The sequence below is a fragment of the Streptomyces sp. NPDC005925 genome, from assembly GCF_040638805.1.
In the GTDB taxonomy this organism is placed as follows: domain Bacteria; phylum Actinomycetota; class Actinomycetes; order Streptomycetales; family Streptomycetaceae; genus Streptomyces.
Genome location: NZ_JBEXVL010000002.1, coordinates 545,470 through 564,016 on the forward strand (window position 1 = coordinate 545,470; position 18,547 = coordinate 564,016).

General features: G+C 74.4%; 18 protein-coding genes. 11 read left to right on the top strand and 7 right to left on the bottom strand.

Going from position 1 to position 18,547, the window contains the following annotated elements; all coding sequences use genetic code 11:
- Nucleotides 1-14 precede the first annotated feature (14 nt).
- A complete protein-coding gene (locus ABZ354_RS05145; protein ID WP_358653062.1) occupies nucleotides 15-650 on the bottom strand; it encodes a TIGR03085 family metal-binding protein in 636 nt (211 codons plus the stop codon).
- Between the two features lie 136 nt (nucleotides 651-786).
- On the opposite strand from ABZ354_RS05145, the gene hisI reads away from it, so the two are divergent.
- The 10 genes from hisI to lgt all read left to right on the top strand — a co-directional run bounded on the left by hisI (nucleotide 787) and on the right by lgt (nucleotide 9,981).
- Nucleotides 787-1,206 (top strand): phosphoribosyl-AMP cyclohydrolase, encoded by a 420-nt coding sequence (hisI, locus tag ABZ354_RS05150; protein WP_358653064.1) that lies wholly within the window; start codon nucleotides 787-789, stop codon nucleotides 1,204-1,206.
- Between the two features lie 11 nt (nucleotides 1,207-1,217).
- Complete coding sequence (locus ABZ354_RS05155) at nucleotides 1,218-2,696, top strand: anthranilate synthase component I (RefSeq protein WP_358653066.1); 1,479 nt, start codon at nucleotides 1,218-1,220, stop codon at nucleotides 2,694-2,696.
- A gap of 52 nt (nucleotides 2,697-2,748) precedes the next feature.
- On the top strand, nucleotides 2,749-3,390 hold the full coding sequence (locus ABZ354_RS05160; RefSeq protein WP_358653174.1) for a TIGR02234 family membrane protein: 642 nt from the start codon (nucleotides 2,749-2,751) through the stop codon (nucleotides 3,388-3,390).
- A gap of 183 nt (nucleotides 3,391-3,573) precedes the next feature.
- The gene (locus tag ABZ354_RS05165; RefSeq protein WP_358653068.1) at nucleotides 3,574-3,816 is read left to right on the top strand and encodes an HGxxPAAW family protein; all 243 of its coding nucleotides are present in this window, start codon (nucleotides 3,574-3,576) and stop codon (nucleotides 3,814-3,816) included.
- 80 nt (nucleotides 3,817-3,896) lie between these two features.
- A complete protein-coding gene (locus ABZ354_RS05170) occupies nucleotides 3,897-4,379 on the top strand; it encodes a DUF2752 domain-containing protein (protein WP_358653070.1) in 483 nt (160 codons plus the stop codon).
- A gap of 175 nt (nucleotides 4,380-4,554) precedes the next feature.
- Entirely contained in the window at nucleotides 4,555-5,364 is an 810-nt protein-coding gene (gene trpC / locus ABZ354_RS05175; protein ID WP_358653072.1) for an indole-3-glycerol phosphate synthase TrpC, read from the top strand.
- Between the two features lie 320 nt (nucleotides 5,365-5,684).
- A complete protein-coding gene (gene trpB, locus ABZ354_RS05180; RefSeq protein WP_358653074.1) occupies nucleotides 5,685-6,968 on the top strand; it encodes a tryptophan synthase subunit beta in 1,284 nt (427 codons plus the stop codon).
- Nucleotides 6,965-7,780, top strand: coding sequence for a tryptophan synthase subunit alpha (gene trpA, locus ABZ354_RS05185; RefSeq protein WP_358653076.1), 816 nt, complete (start codon nucleotides 6,965-6,967; stop codon nucleotides 7,778-7,780). Before trpB ends, trpA begins: the two co-directional genes overlap by 4 nt.
- 131 nt (nucleotides 7,781-7,911) lie before the next feature.
- Nucleotides 7,912-8,700, top strand: coding sequence for a thioredoxin domain-containing protein (locus ABZ354_RS05190; protein WP_358653078.1), 789 nt, complete (start codon nucleotides 7,912-7,914; stop codon nucleotides 8,698-8,700).
- A 120-nt stretch (nucleotides 8,701-8,820) separates the two neighbouring features.
- Nucleotides 8,821-9,981 (top strand): prolipoprotein diacylglyceryl transferase, encoded by a 1,161-nt coding sequence (gene lgt / locus ABZ354_RS05195; protein ID WP_358653080.1) that lies wholly within the window; start codon nucleotides 8,821-8,823, stop codon nucleotides 9,979-9,981.
- Nucleotides 9,982-10,067: 86 nt separating this feature from the next.
- Here the strand turns inward: lgt and ABZ354_RS05200 are convergent, their stop codons facing one another.
- The 6 genes from ABZ354_RS05200 to ABZ354_RS05225 all read right to left on the bottom strand — a co-directional run bounded on the left by ABZ354_RS05200 (nucleotide 10,068) and on the right by ABZ354_RS05225 (nucleotide 17,315).
- Nucleotides 10,068-10,892 (bottom strand): CoA ester lyase, encoded by an 825-nt coding sequence (locus tag ABZ354_RS05200; RefSeq protein ID WP_358653082.1) that lies wholly within the window; start codon nucleotides 10,890-10,892, stop codon nucleotides 10,068-10,070.
- Nucleotides 10,889-12,142, bottom strand: coding sequence for a CoA transferase (locus ABZ354_RS05205; RefSeq protein WP_358653084.1), 1,254 nt, complete (start codon nucleotides 12,140-12,142; stop codon nucleotides 10,889-10,891). Before ABZ354_RS05205 ends, ABZ354_RS05200 begins: the two co-directional genes overlap by 4 nt.
- Nucleotides 12,139-13,641 carry an ADP-ribosylglycohydrolase family protein gene (locus ABZ354_RS05210; protein WP_358653086.1) on the bottom strand — a complete coding sequence of 501 codons (1,503 nt, stop codon included), beginning with the start codon at nucleotides 13,639-13,641 and terminating at the stop codon, nucleotides 12,139-12,141. The genes ABZ354_RS05205 and ABZ354_RS05210 overlap by 4 nt, the downstream gene beginning before the upstream one ends.
- Nucleotides 13,629-14,825 (bottom strand): ADP-ribosylglycohydrolase family protein, encoded by a 1,197-nt coding sequence (locus tag ABZ354_RS05215; protein ID WP_358653088.1) that lies wholly within the window; start codon nucleotides 14,823-14,825, stop codon nucleotides 13,629-13,631. The genes ABZ354_RS05210 and ABZ354_RS05215 overlap by 13 nt, the downstream gene beginning before the upstream one ends.
- Before the next feature lie 7 nt (nucleotides 14,826-14,832).
- On the bottom strand, nucleotides 14,833-16,203 hold the full coding sequence (locus ABZ354_RS05220) for an ADP-ribosylglycohydrolase family protein (RefSeq protein ID WP_358653090.1): 1,371 nt from the start codon (nucleotides 16,201-16,203) through the stop codon (nucleotides 14,833-14,835).
- A gap of 104 nt (nucleotides 16,204-16,307) precedes the next feature.
- Nucleotides 16,308-17,315 carry an ADP-ribosylglycohydrolase family protein gene (locus ABZ354_RS05225; RefSeq protein ID WP_358653092.1) on the bottom strand — a complete coding sequence of 336 codons (1,008 nt, stop codon included), beginning with the start codon at nucleotides 17,313-17,315 and terminating at the stop codon, nucleotides 16,308-16,310.
- A gap of 317 nt (nucleotides 17,316-17,632) precedes the next feature.
- On the opposite strand from ABZ354_RS05225, the gene ABZ354_RS05230 reads away from it, so the two are divergent.
- Complete coding sequence (locus tag ABZ354_RS05230; RefSeq protein WP_358653094.1) at nucleotides 17,633-18,364, top strand: VIT1/CCC1 transporter family protein; 732 nt, start codon at nucleotides 17,633-17,635, stop codon at nucleotides 18,362-18,364.
- The last annotated feature ends 183 nt before the right edge of the window (nucleotides 18,365-18,547 follow it).

The window sequence follows — 18,547 nt, forward strand, 5'->3', positions numbered from 1 at the left end:
CAGGCGGCCCGGGATCAGATCCCGAGCTGCTTCGACTCGTGCAGCCTGGCGATCGCGTCCGCGTCGCCGTCCGCCTGGACTTTAGCGGCGCCCTGCCGGCCGTAGGCGAACAGGACCAGCTCCGACGGCTCGCCGGTCACCGTCACGACCGGTGTGCCACGCCGGGCCACCGTCGTCTGGCCGTTCGGACGCCGTAGCACCAGACCGGTCGGCAGCCCGCGCCCGATCAGCCGGGCGGTGCGCTCGAGCCGGGCCCACAGCGCGTCCTGGAACACCGGGTCGAGCGCGCGCGGCGTCCAGTCGGGCCGGGCGCGGCGCACGTCCTCGGTGTGGACGTAGAACTCGACCGTGTTCGACATCTCGTCGACCTGCTTCAGCGCGAACGGAGAGAAACGCGGCGGGCCCGTCCGGATCAGCTGGATCAGCTCCTCGTACGGCTTCGCCAGGAACTGCGCCGTCACCCGCTCCAGACGGGGCGCGAGCTGCTTGACGAGGATGCCGCCCGCCGCGTCCGGACGGCGCTCGCGCACCACCACGTGCGCGGCGAGATCACGGGTCAGCCAGCCCTCGCACAGAGTCGGAGCCTCGGGCCCCGCGGTCTCCAGCAGGTCGGCGAGAAGGAGCCGTTCACGCTTCGCATGGGTCGACATGCCGCCAGCCTACGACCGCCCCCGGGCCCTGTCCGCACGGCGACGCCGGTGTCGCGTGCCGGGCGGCGCGTTCCGGTCGGGCCCCGGTGTCCGCACCGCGGACGCCCCACCGGGCAACCGGCCGCCGCGCGGCACAATGGCAGCCATGACCAGTTCGTCCCCCCGGCCCAGCCGCCTCGCCCCGGAGATCGCCGCGCGCCTCAAGCGCACCCCGGACGGCCTCCTGCCCGCCATCGCCCAGCAGTACGACACCGGAGAGGTGCTGATGCTCGGCTGGATGGACGACGAGGCGCTGCACCGCACGCTCACCACCGGCCGCTGCACCTACTGGTCGCGCAGCCGCCGGGAGTACTGGGTCAAGGGCGACACCTCGGGCCACGTCCAGCACGTCAGGTCCGTCGCCCTGGACTGCGACGCCGACACCGTGCTGGTCAAGGTCGACCAGACCGGAGCGGCCTGCCACACCGGCGCCCGCACCTGCTTCGACGCCGACGTGCTGCTTGCCGACGCACCGTCCCGAGGCGCCGGTTCCGGCGTCCCGGCCGAAGGTCAGTAGGGTCTGCCGCCATGGATCTCGAGACGTTCCGCAAGTTCGCCGTCGACCGCCGCGTCATCCCCGTCACCCGCAAACTCCTCGCCGACGGCGACACCCCGGTCGCCCTCTACCGCAAGCTCGCCGCCGAACGCCCCGGCACGTTCCTGCTGGAGTCCGCGGAGAACGGCCGCTCCTGGTCCCGCTACTCCTTCGTCGGCGTGCGCTCCGCGGCCACCCTCACGGAGCGGGACGGCCGGGTCCACTGGCTGGGCACCCCGCCGGTCGGCGTCCCCACCGAGGGAGACCCGCTCGCCGCGCTGCGCGCCACCTCCGAGGCCCTGCACACCCCGCACCAGGAGGGCCTGCCGCCCTTCACCGGCGGCATGGTCGGCTACCTCGGCTACGACATCGTGCGCCGCCTGGAGAAGATCGGCCCCGGCGAGCGCGACGACCTGCGGCTGCCCGAGCTGACCATGCTCCTCACCAGCGACCTCGCCGTGATGGACCACTGGGAGGGCTCGGTCCTGCTGATCGCCAACGCGATAAACCACAACGACCTGGAGACCGGCGTCGACGAGGCGTACGCGGACGCCGTCGCCCGCCTCGACGCCATGGAGACCGACCTCTCCCGCCCGGTCGCCCAGCCCCCGGTCCGGCTGCCCTCCTCCGAACTGCCCGAGTACACCGCGCTGTGGGGCGGCCCGGACTACCAGCGGGCCGTGGACGACATCAAGGAGCGCATCCGCGCGGGCGAGGCCTTCCAGGTCGTGCCCTCCCAGCGCTTCGAGACGCCCTGCACGGCGAGCGCCCTCGACGTCTACCGCGTCCTGCGGACCACCAACCCCTCGCCGTACATGTACCTGTTCCGCTTCGAGGGCTTCGACGTGGTCGGCTCGTCACCCGAGGCGCTGGTGAAGGTCGAGGGCGGACGGGCCATGGTCCACCCCATCGCCGGCACCCGGCACCGCGGCGCCACCCCGCAGGAGGACCAGGCCCTCGCCGACGAGCTCCTCGGCGACCCCAAGGAACGCGCCGAGCACCTCATGCTGGTCGACCTCGGCCGCAACGACCTCGGCCGGGTCTGCGAGCCGGGCTCCGTGGAGGTCGTCGACTTCATGTCCGTCGAGCGGTACTCGCACGTCATGCACATCGTGTCGACGGTCACCGGCCGCGTCGCGCCCGGCCGCACCGCCTTCGACGTCCTCACCGCCTGCTTCCCCGCCGGCACGCTCTCCGGCGCGCCCAAGCCGCGCGCCATGCAGATCATCGACGAACTCGAACCGTCCCGGCGCGGCCTGTACGGCGGCTGCGTCGGCTACCTCGACTTCGCGGGCGACTCCGACACCGCCATCGCCATCCGCACCGCCCTGCTGCGCGACGGCACCGCCTACGTGCAGGCCGGCGCCGGTGTCGTCGCCGACTCCGACCCGGTCGCCGAGGACACCGAGTGCCGCAACAAGGCGGCGGCCGTGCTGAGGGCGGTGCACACCGCGAACCGGCTCGGAAAGTAGGGCGCTTCTCACGTGAGCCCCGGGTGACGTTTCGCCCGGGGTTCAGGCGACACTGGGGTACGTGACTGCCGTACCGCACCTTCGTCCCGAAGCCGCAGGCCCCGCCCGGGCCGGCCGCCGGAGCCTGGCCATCGCCCTCCTCAGCGGCGCGCTCGGCGCGGCCGTGGTCCTGCTGGCCACCCGACAGCGCTGGTCGGAGGGCACCGCGACGGTGGCCGGCGGCGAGTTCCCGCTGACCGCGCAGGGCAGCGACGTCACCGGCGTCCCCGCCGCGCTCGCCATAGTGGGCCTCGCCGCGCTCGTCGCCGTCTTCGCCGTCCGCCGCACCGGCCGCTTCGCCGTCGCCGCCCTGCTCGCCCTGTGCGGCGCGGGCACGATCGTGGCCGCCTCCCTCGGCGCCTCCGACAGCGGCGCCCTCGACACCAAGGCCGCCGAGGCGACCGGCGACACCTCCGCCACCGTCGACTCCCTCAGCCACACCGGCTGGCCCTACGTCGCCGTCGCCGGCGGCGTGCTGCTCCTGCTCGCCGGACTGCTCGCGCTGCGCTACGGCCGGATGTGGCCCACGATGTCCGGCCGCTACGAACGCGGTGCCGCCCGCCCCGCCCGCAGCTCCGCACCCGCCGTCGACCCCGACCGCCCCGAGGACCTGTGGAAGGCCCTCGACCGGGGCGAGGACCCCACAGGAGCCTGACGGGCGGGCCGGCCCGCCCCGGCCGCCCGGCTCCCGGCCGGCCCGCCGGGGGCCCTGGCCGCGGCGGGCCGCGCAGGGCGGCACGCACGCGTGGCGCACCCCCGCTCACGGCACGCGTACGCGTGCGGGACAATGAGCGCGAGCGTCCTGCTCAGTCACGTACACAGCAACGAGGAGCAAGCAATGGCGGGCAGCAGCCACGGTCACACCCCGGCCGCCTGGACCGGTGTCATCATCGCCTTCATCGGTTTCTGCGTCGCGGGCGCGTTCATGGTGATGGCGGTGCCGGCGGGCTTCTGGGCCGGCATGGTCATCGTGCTGATCGGCGGCGTCATCGGCGGCATCATGAGCAAGGCCGGCCTCGGCCAGCCGCGCAACGCCCGCTCCGCGCACACGACGCAGCAGCGCGAACCGGCCGACGCCTGAGCGGAACCCCGTACGACCTCGGGTGAGGGGCGGGCCCGGGCCGCCCCTCACGCGCGCGTCCGCGCCCCGCGCCGGGCACAATGCGAGGTGTGGAAGCCGACAGCCCGCACCCCACGGACGTCCAGCACCCGGCGCCGCCCCGGACGACGATCCCGGCGCGCCCGCGTCCCGTGCCGCGCGGGCTCGCCCTCCCCGCGGGCGCCCTCGCGGCCGTCACCGCCGCCTTCGCCTACGTCGGCACGGTCGACCCGAACCAGCCCGGCCACTATCCGGCCTGCCCCCTGCTCCGGCTCACCGGCATCTACTGCCCCGGCTGCGGCGGACTGCGCAGCGCGCACGCCGTCGTCCACGGCGACCTCACGGCGGCGCTCCAGGACAACGCGCTCGCGGTCACCGGCTATGTGCTGTGCGCCGTGCTGTGGACCGTCTGGGTGGTCCGCGCGGTGCGCGGCCGGCCGATGCGCTTCGATCCCGGACCGGTCCACGCGTGGAGCGCGGGGACGTTGCTGCTGGTCTTCACGCTCGTGCGCAACCTGCCGTTCGGCCACTGGCTGCATCCCTGATCCGTGCCGGGACGTCCAGGGTGTGGGACCGGCGTCCACCGGATGCGGATGCGGGGCCGCCCTGCGGATACCATCGCAATGACCACCGGTTTTCGCCCAGCGGTTTCACCCGGGGACGCGAGGACGGTGGCGCAAGCCCACCGTTTCACCAACCGTCTGGAAGGGGGCCGCTCGCGTGAGTGTGCTCGACGAGATCATCGACGGAGTCCGTGCCGACCTCGCGGAGCGGCAGGCGCGCGTCAGCCTCGACGAGCTCAAGGAGCGCGCGGCGAAGGCCCCCGCGGCCAAGGACGGCGTGGCGGCCCTGCGCGGCGACGGCGTCAAGGTCATCTGCGAGGTGAAGCGGTCCAGCCCCTCCAAGGGCGCGCTCGCCGCGATCGCCGACCCCGCCGCGCTCGCCGCGGACTACGAGGCGGGCGGCGCGTCCGTCATCTCCGTCCTCACCGAGCAGCGCCGCTTCGGCGGCTCCCTGGCCGACCTCGAAGCGGTCCGCGCACGCGTGGACATCCCGGTCCTGCGCAAGGACTTCATCGTCACGTCGTACCAGCTGTGGGAGGCACGCGCGTACGGCGCCGACCTCGCGCTGCTGATCGTCGCGGCCCTCGAGCAGTCCGCTCTGGAGTCCCTCATCGAGCGTGCCGAATCGATCGGCCTCACCCCGCTCGTCGAGGTGCACGACGAGGACGAGGTCGACCGGGCCGTCGACGCGGGCGCCCGGGTGATCGGCGTCAACGCGCGCAACCTCAAGACGCTCGAGGTGGACCGTGGCACGTTCGAGCGGGTCGCCCCGGAGGTCCCCGACCACATCGTCAAGGTCGCCGAGTCCGGCGTCCGTGGCCCGCACGACCTCATCGCGTACGCCAACGCCGGCGCCGACGCGGTCCTCGTCGGCGAGTCCCTCGTCACCGGCCGCGACCCCAGGTCCGCCGTCTCCGACCTGGTCGCGGCGGGCGAGCACCCCGCGCTGCGGCACGGCCGCGGCTGACCCACGGCTAGGCTCTCCCTCGATGACTTCCGCCCTGGCCACCCTTGACCGGCACGCCCGCCTCGCGCGCGGCTGCCGCCCCAGGGGCTGCCGCGCCCCGGCACGCAGGGTCCACGGCCGCAGGGTGAGGTACGTCATCGGAGACGAACCGGGACAGGTCAACGGCCGACGATGGCGACGCGCCCCTCAGGGGCGCGGGGCTCTGCCGAACGGGCGACTCCGTCACGTGGGCACGACAGCCACGACGGGCGCACTCACCTGACGGCCCCCGCCCCCACGGCGAATCAGTGCATTCCACACACTCACCGTGAGGTACCCGCATGCCCAGCGACTTCTTCATCCCCGACCCGGAGGGTCACATCCCGAGCGCCGAGGGCTACTTCGGCGCGTTCGGCGGCAAGTTCATCCCGGAGGCCCTCGTCGCCGCCGTGGACGAGGTCGCCGTCGAGTACGACAAGGCGAAGGCCGACCCCGGGTTCGCCCGCGAGCTCGACGATCTGCTCGTCCACTACACCGGCCGCCCCAGCTCCCTGACCGAGGTGCCCCGGTTCGCCGAGCACGCCGGGGGCGCCCGCGTCTTCCTCAAGCGGGAGGACCTCAACCACACCGGCAGCCACAAGATCAACAACGTGCTCGGCCAGGCGCTGCTCACCCGGCGCATGGGCAAGACGCGCGTGATCGCCGAGACCGGCGCGGGTCAGCACGGTGTCGCGACGGCGACCGCCTGCGCCCTGTTCGGCCTCGAGTGCACGATCTACATGGGCGAGATCGACACCCGGCGGCAGGCCCTCAACGTCGCCCGCATGCGCATGCTGGGCGCCGAGGTCGTCGCCGTGAAGTCCGGCAGCCGCACCCTCAAGGACGCCATCAACGAGGCGTTCCGCGACTGGGTCGCCAACGTCGACCGCACGCACTACCTGTTCGGCACCGTCGCGGGACCGCACCCCTTCCCGGCGATGGTCCGCGACTTCCACCGCGTCATCGGGGTCGAGGCCCGCCGCCAGCTCCTGGAGCGCGCCGGACGCCTGCCCGACGCCGCCGTCGCCTGCGTCGGCGGCGGCTCCAACGCGATCGGCCTGTTCCACGCGTTCATCCCCGACGAGGGCGTCCGGCTGATCGGCTGCGAACCCGCGGGACACGGCATCGAGACCGGCGAGCACGCGGCGACCCTCACCGTCGGCGAGCCCGGCATCCTGCACGGCTCCCGCTCCTACGTCCTCCAGGACGACGAGGGCCAGATCACCGAGCCGTACTCGATCTCGGCCGGTCTGGACTACCCGGGCATCGGCCCCGAGCACGCCTATCTGAAGGACTCCGGCCGCGGCGAGTACCGCGCGGTCACCGACGACGCGGCCATGCAGGCGCTGCGGCTGCTGTCGCGCACCGAGGGCATCATCCCCGCCATCGAGAGCGCGCACGCGCTGGCCGGCGCCCTGGAGGTCGGCCGGGAACTCGGCGAGGACGGGCTGATCGTGGTCAACCTGTCCGGGCGCGGCGACAAGGACATGGACACCGCCGCGCGGTACTTCGGCCTGTACGACACCGATGCCGAGGTGGCCGCCGACGCGGCCGACACCGCCGAGATCGAGGGGGACGCCAAGTGAGCGGGAACATGCAGCTGCTGACCGACACCCTGGCCGCGGCGAGGGCCGAGGAGCGCGCGGCGCTCATCGCCTACCTGCCCGCCGGGTTCCCGAGCGTCGACGGCGGCATCGAGGCCGTCAAGGCGGCGATCGAGGGCGGCGCGGACATCGTGGAGGTGGGCCTGCCGCACAGCGACCCGGTGCTCGACGGGCCTGTCATCCAGACCGCCGACGACATCGCCCTGCGCGGCGGCGTACGGATCGCCGACGTGATGCGGACGGTCCGCGAGGCACACCGGGCCACCGGCAGGCCGATCCTCGTCATGACGTACTGGAACCCCGTCGACCGCTACGGCGTCGAGCGGTTCACCGCCGAGCTCGCCGAGGCGGGCGGCGCGGGCTGCATCCTGCCCGACCTGCCCGTGCAGGAGTCGGCGCTGTGGCGCGAGCACGCCGAGAAGCACTCCCTCGCCACGGTCTTCGTGGTCGCACCCAGCAGTCGCGACGAGCGCCTCGCGAAGATCACCGAGGCCGGCAGCGGCTTCGTCTACGCGGCTTCCCTGATGGGCGTCACCGGCACCCGGGAATCCGTCAGCTCGCAGGCCCAGGACCTGGTGCGGCGTACCCGCGCCACCACCGGCCTGCCCGTCTGCGTCGGCCTCGGCGTCTCCAACCCGACCCAGGCCGCCGAGGTCGCCCGCTTCGCCGACGGCGTCATCGTCGGCTCGGCGTTCGTGAAGCGGATGCTGGACGCGCCGGACGACGCGGCCGGCGTCGAGGGTGTCCGCGCCCTGGCCGGTGAACTCGCCAAGGGCGTACGCGGACAGGCGTAGGCGCAGGCACGCACGGGGCGTGGGCGCACGCCGGAGGGCGTGCGCGACACGGAAATGTCCTACGGGTCCCTCGTACGGGTGGACCTGGAGCCGGGGAGGCGCGCTGCGCCTCCCCGGTTCGTTCTGCGGGTGTGAGCGAGAAGAACCGAGAGGGAAAGCGCACCGCCCGGGAGCGGCTGGCGGCCGAGCGCGAGAAGCAGAAGGCCGGCGAGAAGCGGCGGCGGGTGCTCGTCGCGGGCGCCGTTGTGATCGGTGTCCTGGGACTGGCGGCGGTGATCGGCGTCGTCGCGGCGAACGTGGGCAAGGACGACGGTGGTGACGCGGCGGGCCCTGTGGTGGCACCGTCCGGCGCCAAGGGCAAGGACGGCCTCGCCATCCCGGTCGGCAAGGAGAGCGCCCGGTCGACGCTCACCGTCTGGGAGGACTTCCGCTGCCCGGCCTGCAAGGGCTTCGAGCAGGCGTACCGCTCGACGATCCACGAGCTGACGGCCGCCGGACAGCTGAGGACGGAATACCACCTGGCCACGATCATCGACGGCAACATGGGCGGCACCGGTTCGCGCACCGCGGCCAACGCGGCGGCGTGCGCGCAGGACGCCGGGAAGTTCCCCGCGTACCACGACCTGCTCTTCGACAACCAGCCGCAGGAGGCCGACGACGCCTTCGCCGATCCGGCCAAGCTGCTGGAGCTGGCGGGCACAGTGGACGGCCTGGACACGGCCGGGTTCCGCGCGTGCGTCAAGGACGGCAAGCACGACACCTGGGTGACCAGGTCCGGCGAGGCCTTCTCCAAGGGCGGCTTCTCGGGCACCCCGACCGTGCTGCTGAACGGCAAGAACATCTACCAGGACCGGACGATGACCCCGGCGAAGCTGAAGCGGATGGTGCAGCAGGCGGCGAAGGACCCGGGCCAGGGGTGACGGAGGCTTGCCGTCCGTTTCGCCCGCCCGCCGTCCGCCCCTGTAGCCCGCGCCCGTTATGGAGCCGTAGCCGGGCCGGACTCCAGGGGCGCGGCCCGGCACGGTAGCGTCGACCCTGCCATGGAACTTGCCTACATTCCCAGCCCGTCGCGCGGGGTGCTGTACCTCGGCCCCGTCCCGCTGCGCGGCTACGCGTTCTGCATCATCATCGGCGTCTTCATCGCCGTCTGGCTCGGCGGCAGGCGCTGGGTCGCCCGCGGCGGCCGGGACGGCACGGTCGCCGACATCGCCGTCTGGGCGGTGCCGTTCGGTCTGGTCGGCGGTCGGCTCTACCACGTGATCACGGACTACCAGCTGTACTTCAGCGAGGGCCGTGACTGGGTGGACGCCTTCAAGATCTGGGAGGGCGGCCTCGGCATCTGGGGCGCGATCGCGCTCGGCGCGGTCGGCGCGTGGATCGGCTGCCGGCGCCGCGGCATCCCACTCCCGGCGTACGCCGACGCCGTCGCCCCGGGCATCGCGCTCGCGCAGGCCATGGGCCGCTGGGGCAACTGGTTCAACCAGGAGCTGTACGGCAAGTCGACCGACCTGCCGTGGGCGCTGGAGATCACGTCGTCGGCGGACGGCCGGATGCCGGGCACGTACCACCCGACGTTCCTGTACGAGTCGCTGTGGTGCGTCGGTGTCGCGCTGCTCGTCATCTGGGCCGACCGGCGCTTCACGCTGGGCCACGGCCGGGCGTTCGCGCTGTACGTCGCCGCTTACTGCGTGGGCCGGTTCTGGATCGAGTACATGCGCGTCGACGACGCCCACCACATCCTGGGCCTGCGGCTGAACAACTGGACCGCGCTGTTCGTCTTCCTGCTCGCGGTGCTCTGCATCGTGGTGTCGGCGAAGAAGCGGCCCGGCCGCGAGGCCGTGGTGGAACCGGCGGCCAAGGACACCGACCACGGGGGCGACGACTCCACCGACGCCGAGTCCTCCGACGACGCGGAGTCCTCCACCGGTGCGGAGTCCTCCGACGACGCCGGCGCATCCGACGGCTCCGCCACCGAGACCGCCACCGAGACCGGGACCGGGACGGGCGCTCCGGCGACGGAGGCCGGGGAGGCCGCCGGGACGGACGGCGGGACGGCCGCGGAGGCGACGGACGAGGCCGAAGCCGAAGCCGGGAAGGAAGCCGGGACCGAAGCCGGGGACGATGCCAAGGCCGATGCCAAGGCTGAAGCCGGGGACGACGCCGAGGCCGATGCCGGGGCGGAGTCGGCGAAGAAGGTCTGACGCGCGGGAGTGACCCGCTCACTACGGCGACGAGGGCGTCCGGGACACTCCGGGCGCCCTCGTCGTGTGCGTGGCGGACGCCGCACTCAGCGTCGGCGGGACAGCGCCAGCGTGCGGCGGGCCGCCCTGACCACCGCCGCGTCCACGAACCGGCCGTCCGCCAGGGCCTGCGCACCCGCCTGCTGAGCCGCCGCCTTGACGACCGTCTCCGCCTGCTCGATCTCCCGCTGCGTGGGCAGATACGCCCGCTCGATCACCGGGAGCTGACGGGGATGGACGGCGGCCCGGCCCAGGAAGCCCAGGGCCCGGCCGTGCGCGCACGACGCGATCAGCCCCTCCAGGTCACGCGTGTCCGGGTGCACCGACTGGGGCGGTGGGGGGAGTCCGGCCGCCCGCGCCGCGACGATCACCCGGGAGCGGCACCAGTCGAGGCCCGCGTCGTCCCGTACGCCCAGGTCGGCCCGGAGGTCCGCCTCGCCGAGCGCGATGCCCCGCAGCGCGGGATGACAGGAGGCGACGGCGAAGGCGTGCTCGACGCCCAGCGCCGTCTCCAGCAGGGCGTACAGGGGGACATCGCCGGTGCGCAGGGCCGTACCGACCACGTCCTGCGGACGGGTCAGCTTCGGCAGCCGCACACCGGCCATGCCCGGGGCGGGCGCGAGCGCCGCGAGGTCGGCCGCGCCCCAGGGGCCGTCGAGGGCGTTGACCCGGACGTGGACGGGTACCGGGGCCGGCTGCGGTCCGTCGCTCAGCAGCTCGGCGGTGGCGTCGCGGGCGTACGCCTTGCGGTCCGGGGCGACGGCGTCCTCCAGGTCCACGATCACCACGTCCGCACCGGACGCCAGAGCCTTCGTGACGACGTGCGGCCGGTCGCCGGGGGCGTACAGCCAGGTCAGCGGGGTGTCCGTCACAGGGCTCCCTCCGTGCGCAGCGCCGTCAGCTCGGCCGGGGTGAGGCCCAGCGCGGTCAGCACCTCGTCCGTGTCGGCGCCGTGCGGGCGGCCCGCCCAGCGGATCGCGCCGGGTGTGGCCGACAGCCGGAACAGCACGTTCTGCATGCGCAGCGGGCCCAGGTCCGGGTCGTCCACGGTGGTGACGGAGTCCAGCGCCCGGTACTGCGGATCGGTCAGTACGTCCCGTACGTCCTGCACGGGCGCCACCGCCGCCTCCGCCTTCTCGAACGCGGCGAGGACGTCGGTGCGGGAGTGCCGGGCGATCCAGTCGCCGACCGCCGAGTCGATGAGGCCGGCGTGCTCGGCACGGCCGGCGCCCGTCGTGAACCACGGCTCGTCGATCAGCTCCGGCATGCCGACCAGGTGCATCACGCGCTCGGCGACGGACTGCGCCGAGGCGGACACGGCGACCCAGTCGCCGTCGGCGGTGCGGTAGGTGTTGCGCGGCGCGTTGTTCGCCGACCGGTTGCCGGTGCGTGCCTGGACGTGGCCGAGCTGGTCGTACCAGGTGGGCTGCGGCCCCAGCACCGTCAGGATCGGCTCGATGATCGCCATGTCGACCACCTGGCCCTCGCCGGTGCGGTCCCGGGCGGCGAGCGCCGCCAGCACGGCGTACGCGGTGGTGAGGCCGGCGATGGAGTCGGCGAGGCCGAACGGCGGGAGCGTGGGCGGCGCGTCCGGCTCGCCGGTGATCGCCGCGAAGCCGCTCATGGCCTCGGCGAGCGTGCCGAAGCCGGGCCGGTGCGCGTACGGGCCGAACTGGCCGAAGGCCGTGACCCGGGCCAGGACGAGGCGCGGGTTGGCCGCCGACAGCTCGGGCCAGCCGAGGTCCCATTTCTCCAGGGTGCCGGGGCGGAAGTTCTCGACGATCACGTCCGCGCCGGCGGCGAGCTTCAGCAGGGTGTCCCGGCCGCCGGGTTTCGACAGGTCGAGCGTGATGGTGCGCTTGTTGCGGCCGAGCACCTTCCACCACAGGCCGACACCGTCCTTGGACGGGCCGTGGCCGCGGGAGGGATCAGGTTTCCGCGGGTGCTCGACCTTGATCACCTCGGCGCCGAAGTCGCCGAGGAGGGTGGCGGCGAGCGGGCCGGCGAAGAGGGTCGCGAGGTCGAGGACACGCAGGCCGGTCAGCGGACCGTCGGGCGTGGTGCCGGGCCCCGGGGCGGAGGTGGTGCCGGGGGTGGTGCCGGTCGTGGCGGTGGCCGTCATGGGCGGGTGGCCTCCTTGAAGGTGAGGTGGGCGAGGGTGTCGAAACCCGTGCCGTCGAAGTCGCCGACGGAGGTGGCGAGCCGGTTCTTCAGGGGCGCGGTCCAGCGGCCGGGCAGCGCGTCCGGGGAACCGGCGAGGAGCCCGGCGACGCTCCCGGCCGTGGCGCCGTTGGAGTCGGTGTCCCAGCCGCCGGACACGGCACGGCGGATCGAGCCGGAGAAGTCGCCGTCGGCGTGGGTGAGCGCGGCGGCGATCAGGGCGGTGTTGGGCACGGCGTGCACCCAGTGGTGGGTCGCGTCGTAGGCGGCGTGGAGCCGGTCCACGACCTCGTCGAAGTCCTCGTGGGACGCGGCGAGTCCCACGGCATGCCGTACGGCCGCTGCCAGCCGGGAGCCGGGTGGGACGACCGTGAGGCCGGTGCGCAGGCAGGTGTGGACGTCGTGGTCGCCGGTGGTGGCGGTGGCGATCACGGCCGCGGTGAACATCGCCGCGTAGACGCCGTTCGCGGTGTGGGTGAGGGTGGCGTCGCGGTGGGCCTGCCCGGCCGCCGCGGCCGGATCGCCCGGGTTGGTCCAGCCGTGCACGTCGGCACGGATCAGGGCGCCGATCCACTCGCGGAACGGGTTGCGGTACCGGGCGGTCAGCGGGGGCTCCAGGCCGGTCAGCAGGTTGCGGTAGGCGACGCGCTCCGCGGTGAAGGTGCGGCCCGCGGGCAGTTCGTCCAGCCAGAGGCGGGCCACGTCGGCGGTGGTGAAGGACCGGCCGTGGCGGCACAGCAGCATGAGGCCGAGGACGGGGTGATCGAGGTCGTCGTCCTCGGGCATGCCGTCGATGTTCTCGGCGAGGCTCGTGGCGGCCGAGCGGCGGTTCCAGGGGTGCGCGGTGAGAAGTTCCGCCGGGACGCCACGGGCCGTGAACCAGCCGGTCAGCGGCCAGTTACCGGCGGCGCGGGCCAGGGCGCGGATGGCGTGGAGGGGGAGTTTCTCGACGGGCTTGCCCAGCAGACAGCCGGCGGCGCGGCCGAGCCAGGCGGCTTCCAGGCGGGAGCGCAGGGCGGGGCCGGGGGGTCCGGTGGCGGACTCCGGACGGCGGGCTGTCGCGTCCGGGCGGCCGGGGGCCGGGTCGCTCGGGTGGGAGCGCGGGGCGGTGTCGGGGGGTCCGGTGGGCGACTCGGGACGGCGTGCTGTCACATCTGGGCGGCCGGGGGCCGGGTCGCTCGGCCAGTCGGGGCACAAGGCCCTGATCCGGGCCAGGTCGGTCGGTTCGGCGTCGGCCAGTGCGCCGGGCAGGTCGGCGAGTTCGTCCAGCAGGTCGTTCGCGAGCCGCCGCAGACGGTGGGAGGCGGGGCGCTCGGAGGCGCCGGCACGGAGCGGGGCCTCCGGGCCGCCCGCCGCCCGCCACCGCTGCGCGACCACCGACGCCGCACGGCCGTCCAGCGCCGCCTGCCGCAGTTCGTGCCCGATCAGGTCCTCGGGCTGCACCCACGTCAGGCGGAGCATCCCGCGCCTCCGAGCTGAGCGAACGCCGCCTCGTGCGACCGGCGCCGCGCCACGTCCCGTGCGAAGACCTCCCGCGCGACCCCGGTGAGTGTCCGGCCCGGTTCCCACAGGTCCAGGCGGCTGGCGTCGGCGACCTTCTTCGCCCAGTCCTCCGGCACGGCCGAGCCCAGCGCGCCTGCGACCGCCCCGGCCATGGTGGCGATGGAGTCGCAGTCGCGCCCGTAGTTCACCGCGCCCAGCACGGCGTGCCGCCAGTCGCCGCGCGCGACGACCAGCATGCCGAGGGCGATCGGCAGTTCCTCGACGGCGTGCAGCCGGGACGGGCGTCGGGCGCCCAGCGACGGCGCGCGGTAGTCGGGGCCCACCGTGTCGTACGGGGCCACCGCCTCCCGCAGCGGTACCAGCGCCGACTCGAAGTCGCTGTACCGCGCCGCCACGTCGCAGACCCGCTCGATCGCCGCCCGCGTGCCGTCCTTCGCCAGGGCCAGGCAGGCCGCCACCACCGAGTCCGCCGTCGCGCCCGGCGCGCAGGCCGCCGCGACCGCCGCCGCGAGGACACCCGCCGCCTCCCTGCCGTACGACGACTGGTGCGCGCCCGCCACGTCCAGCGCCTCGGCGTACGCGCCCGCCGGGTTGGCCGCGTTGACCAGGCCGACCGGGGCCATGTACATCGCGGCGCCGCAGTTGACGATGTTGCCGGTGCCGGCCTCGCGCGGGTCGACGTGGCCGTAGTGCAGGCGGGCCACGAGCCACTTCTCCGCGAGGAAGACCCGATGGAGGGGGAGCGCCTCGGCCTCCAGCTCCGGGATCCAGCGCGGGTTCGTCATCAGATCCGGCACCAGGTGGCCGTCGACGGCGTACGCGTCGAGGTGGTCGCGGACCCGCGCGTACACCCGGACCAGCGCGTGCGTCATCAGGGTGTCGTCGGTGACGTGGCCGTCGCCCTTGTGGTACGGGGCGATGGGGCGGGCGGTGCGCCACGCGTCGCCGTTCCAGGGGCCGACGACGCCGTGCACCCGGCCGCCGTGCCGCTCGAGGATCTGGTCGGGGGAGTAGCCCTCGACGGGGCCGCCGAGCGCGTCACCGACGGCCGCGCCGACGAGGGCGCCGGTGATCCGGTCCTCCAGACACGTCTCGGAGCATGTCTCGGAGTCTCGGGGATTTTCTTGGCTTCTGGGCGTCATGCCCGAATCATCCCCCCGGCGGGGCCGGTTGTACGGCTTCCAGGAGTCCGGCGAGTTCCACCAGGTCGGTGCCGGTGAGGCGGGGCAGGGCGCAGCCGGACAGGGTGCGGCAGGTCTCCCGCCAGGACGCGGGGATCGCGGCGCCGCCGCCGAGCGCGCCGGTCAGGGCACCGGCCAGGGCGGGCGCCGAGTCCGCCACCCGGGACAGGCAGGCCGCCGCCGGAACCGCCTCCGCGATCCTGCCGTGGGCCGCGCGGGCCAGGGCGAGGGCGACCGGGACGGTCTCGGCGGCGGCGATGCCGTAGCTGTAGACGTGGTCGACGATCTGGTGCTCCAGACGCGGTACGAGGTCGAAGGCGCCGTCCGCGTCCCGGGCGAGCGCGAGCGCGTGCCGGGCGTTGCGGCCGATCTCCGTCGACTCGGGCAGCTCGGCGAGCGCCGCAGACACGCACGCCGTCACGTCCGCGCCGGCCAGGGCGCACGCGACGGCCGCCGCCATGGCCCGCGCGCCGTGCACACCGTCGCCGTCCTGTGTGTAGCGGGCGTCGAACTCGGCGAGAGCGGCGGCGCGGCACGGGTCGCCGGGATGGGCGACGGCCAGGACACAGGCGCGCACGCAGGCGGCGTCGTCGAAGAAGTGCGGGTTGTCGTGGCCGGAGGCGGGCGGGCGCAGACCGGTGGCGAGGTTGCCGAGACCGGCCCGCACCGAGATGCGGGCGCGCAGCGGGAGGACGGCCGACTCGATCTCGGGGGCGCGTTCGGCCGCGGCGGCGACCTCCGCGGCGACCGCGTTCCAGGTCAGGTCGATGGCGGCGCGGGTGCGGCGCTCCCGGCTGAGATCCCCCTGTACGTCGTCGTCGCCGGCCCGCAGTACGGCCTCCGCCGCGAAGGCCGCCCACTCGGCGTCGTCGGAGGGGCCGAGGCAGAGGGGCTCCGGGGGCTGGTTGAGGGCGATCGGGACGGGGAGGGTGGTCGTCGCGTTGTGCTCGGCGAAGGTGTCCAGCTCGCGGGTGAGGCGTCGGGTCCACTCCGGCATCCGCGCGGCCCGGTGGCGGGCGGCGGGCCAGCCGGCGGCGTCGCCCGCGGCGAGCCCCAGGAGCAGGCCCTCCACCCGGCGGTGATTCCTCCCGGCCCGGGCCACGCCTTCGGCCGGCGGTTTCTGTGTCCCCTCCGCGCTCCCCGGGCGGCCCTCGCCTCCGGGTGCGGGCGGCCACGGCCGGAGGTCCGCGCCGTCGGCGACCGCGGGTGGTGCCGTGGGTGCCTGTGCCTGCGTTTGCGGCACTTGTGCCTGCGGTGCCTGTGCCTGTGGTGCCTGTGGTGCCTGTGGTGCTTGCGGTGCTTGCGCCTGTGTCTGCGGCACCTGTGCCTGCGGTGCCACCGGTGCCGGTGCCGGTGCCGGTGCCTGTGCCTGCGCTCGTGGCGCCCGCGTCTGCGCGGCTCGCGCGGGTGATGCCTGCGGCTGCGGTGCCTGCGCTGACCGCGTCACAACGTCTCCCTCCCCGCCACCAGCAGATCCGCCACGTCCAGGACGTGATGGCCCGCCATCGCCGGCAGGCAGCTTCCGCGCGCCGGGCCGATCGCCGCCGCCCACGGGGCCGGGACGGCGGACGCACCGCGGGTCGCGCCGGCCAGGGCGCCCGCGACCGCCGCCGTGGTGTCGGCGTCGCGCCCCATGTTCACGGCCGTCAGCACCGCCTGCTCGAAGTCGCCGTCGGCCGCCGCGTACGCGCCGAACGCCAGGGCCACCGCCTCCGGGGCCAGGTCGGTCCACGGATAGCCGCCGACGACGACCGCCGAACGGACCGCCCGTTCGCCGCGGTGGGCGACGGCCACGGCCCGGCGCAGCGAGCGGGCCGTCCAGGAGTCGTCCGGCACCACCGCGAGCGCCGACGCCACCACGGCCATGGCGGGCGCGCCCGCCATCGCCGCCGCGACCCCGGCCGCCACCGCCTGGCCGCCGTAGATGCCCTCCCCGTCGTGGCTGACCGAGCCGTCGATGGCGACGAGCCGGGCGGCCTCGGCGGGGCGGCCCGCGGCGAACACCCCGAACGGCGCGGCGCGCATCGCGAGCCCGTCGCTCCAGGCGTGCCGGTGCTGTGCCGAGATCGGTGCGGCGAGCCCGCGGCGCAGGTTCTCCAGGGTGCCCCGCTCGCTGAACCCCGCGCCCCGGAACGGCCCCTCGTCGCGGTCGGCGATCCATTCGTGCCAGGCCGCCTCCACGTGGGCCGTGGTGAGCGCCGAGCCGTGCCGTGCCAGCAGGCGCCCGGAGAAGATCGCGTACTCGGTGTCGTCCGTACCGGCCGGGGTGTCCGCGACGTATCCGGTGATCCGGCCCCAGCGGGCGCGAATCTCGGAGGGCTTCATGTTCTCGGCCGGGGCGCCCAGCGCGTCGCCGACGGCGAGGCCCAGCAGCGCGCCGCGGGCCCGTTCGCGCAGCCCGGCGGCGTCCCCGGCCGCCGGGACCGGGGGACTGCAGACGATCGATGCCATACGCGGGCTCTCCTCCCAGGGGTGCCTCGCGGGGCGCCCGAGGGCGCGGAACCCCTTGTGCGGAACTGTCCCCGGCGCGGCGCCCCGCGCAGCCCCACGCGCCCCAGAACCACCCGGTCGACTTCTGCGCGCCCCACGTCACGCAAGGACAGGAGAGGCAAAACCGCAGGTTAGCCGAGCCTTTCCTTGCTGGCGGACCCGAAATGAACGGCGTAACTTTGCTGTTGTCGAAAAGTGGAACTCGTCCAAGAGTGCGTCCGAGGGCGTGCTCTCGTCCTCGTCCGGGAATTCGCCCGACGGAACTCTGGGGGACCGGTATGGCCATCATCGAGACCGAGGCGGCGCTGCACGCGGCGCACCGCGACAACCACACCCACCGTGATGTCAACGGCGGCTGGCTGCGTCCCGCGGTCTTCGGCGCGATGGACGGCCTGGTCTCCAACCTCGCCCTGATGACCGGTGTCGCCGGTGGCCAGGCCGGCCAGCACACCGTCGTCCTGAGCGGACTCGCCGGCCTCGCCGCGGGCGCCTTCTCCATGGCGGCGGGCGAGTACACCTCCGTCGCCTCCCAGCGCGAGCTGGTCGAGGCCGAGCTGGACGTCGAGCGCGGCGAGCTGCGCAGGCACCCCAAGGACGAGGAAGCCGAACTCGCCGCGCTCTACGAGTCCCGCGGCGTCGAGCCGGAGCTCGCCCGCGAGGTGGCCCGGCAACTGTCGCGCGACCCCGAGCAGGCCCTGGAGATCCACGCCCGCGAGGAGCTCGGCATCGATCCCGGCGACCTGCCCTCCCCCGCGGTCGCGGCCGGGTCGTCGTTCGGCTCGTTCGCGCTCGGTGCCCTGCTGCCCGTCCTGCCGTACCTGCTCGGCGCGAGCGCTCTGTGGCCCGCCGTGGTGCTCGCGCTCGCCGGGCTGTTCCTGTGCGGCGCGGTCGTGGCCAGGGTGACGACGCGGACCTGGTGGTACAGCGGCCTGCGGCAGCTCGCCCTCGGTGGCGCGGCGGCCGGTGTGACGTACGCCCTGGGCGTGATGTTCGGAACGGTCCTGGGGTGAAGCTCCTGCTCGTGCGCGGGACCGCCTGCGCGGCCGGCACCTGTTACCCGCTGGTTTCGAATGCGTGACCATCGGGCATGAGCCTCTAGCGTTGCGGGCAATGAGGCCTGCGGTGCGCATCCGCGGCGCGGGCGACGACGCCCAAACCGTCATCGGGACGACGGACATCGATCTGTCCGTGTC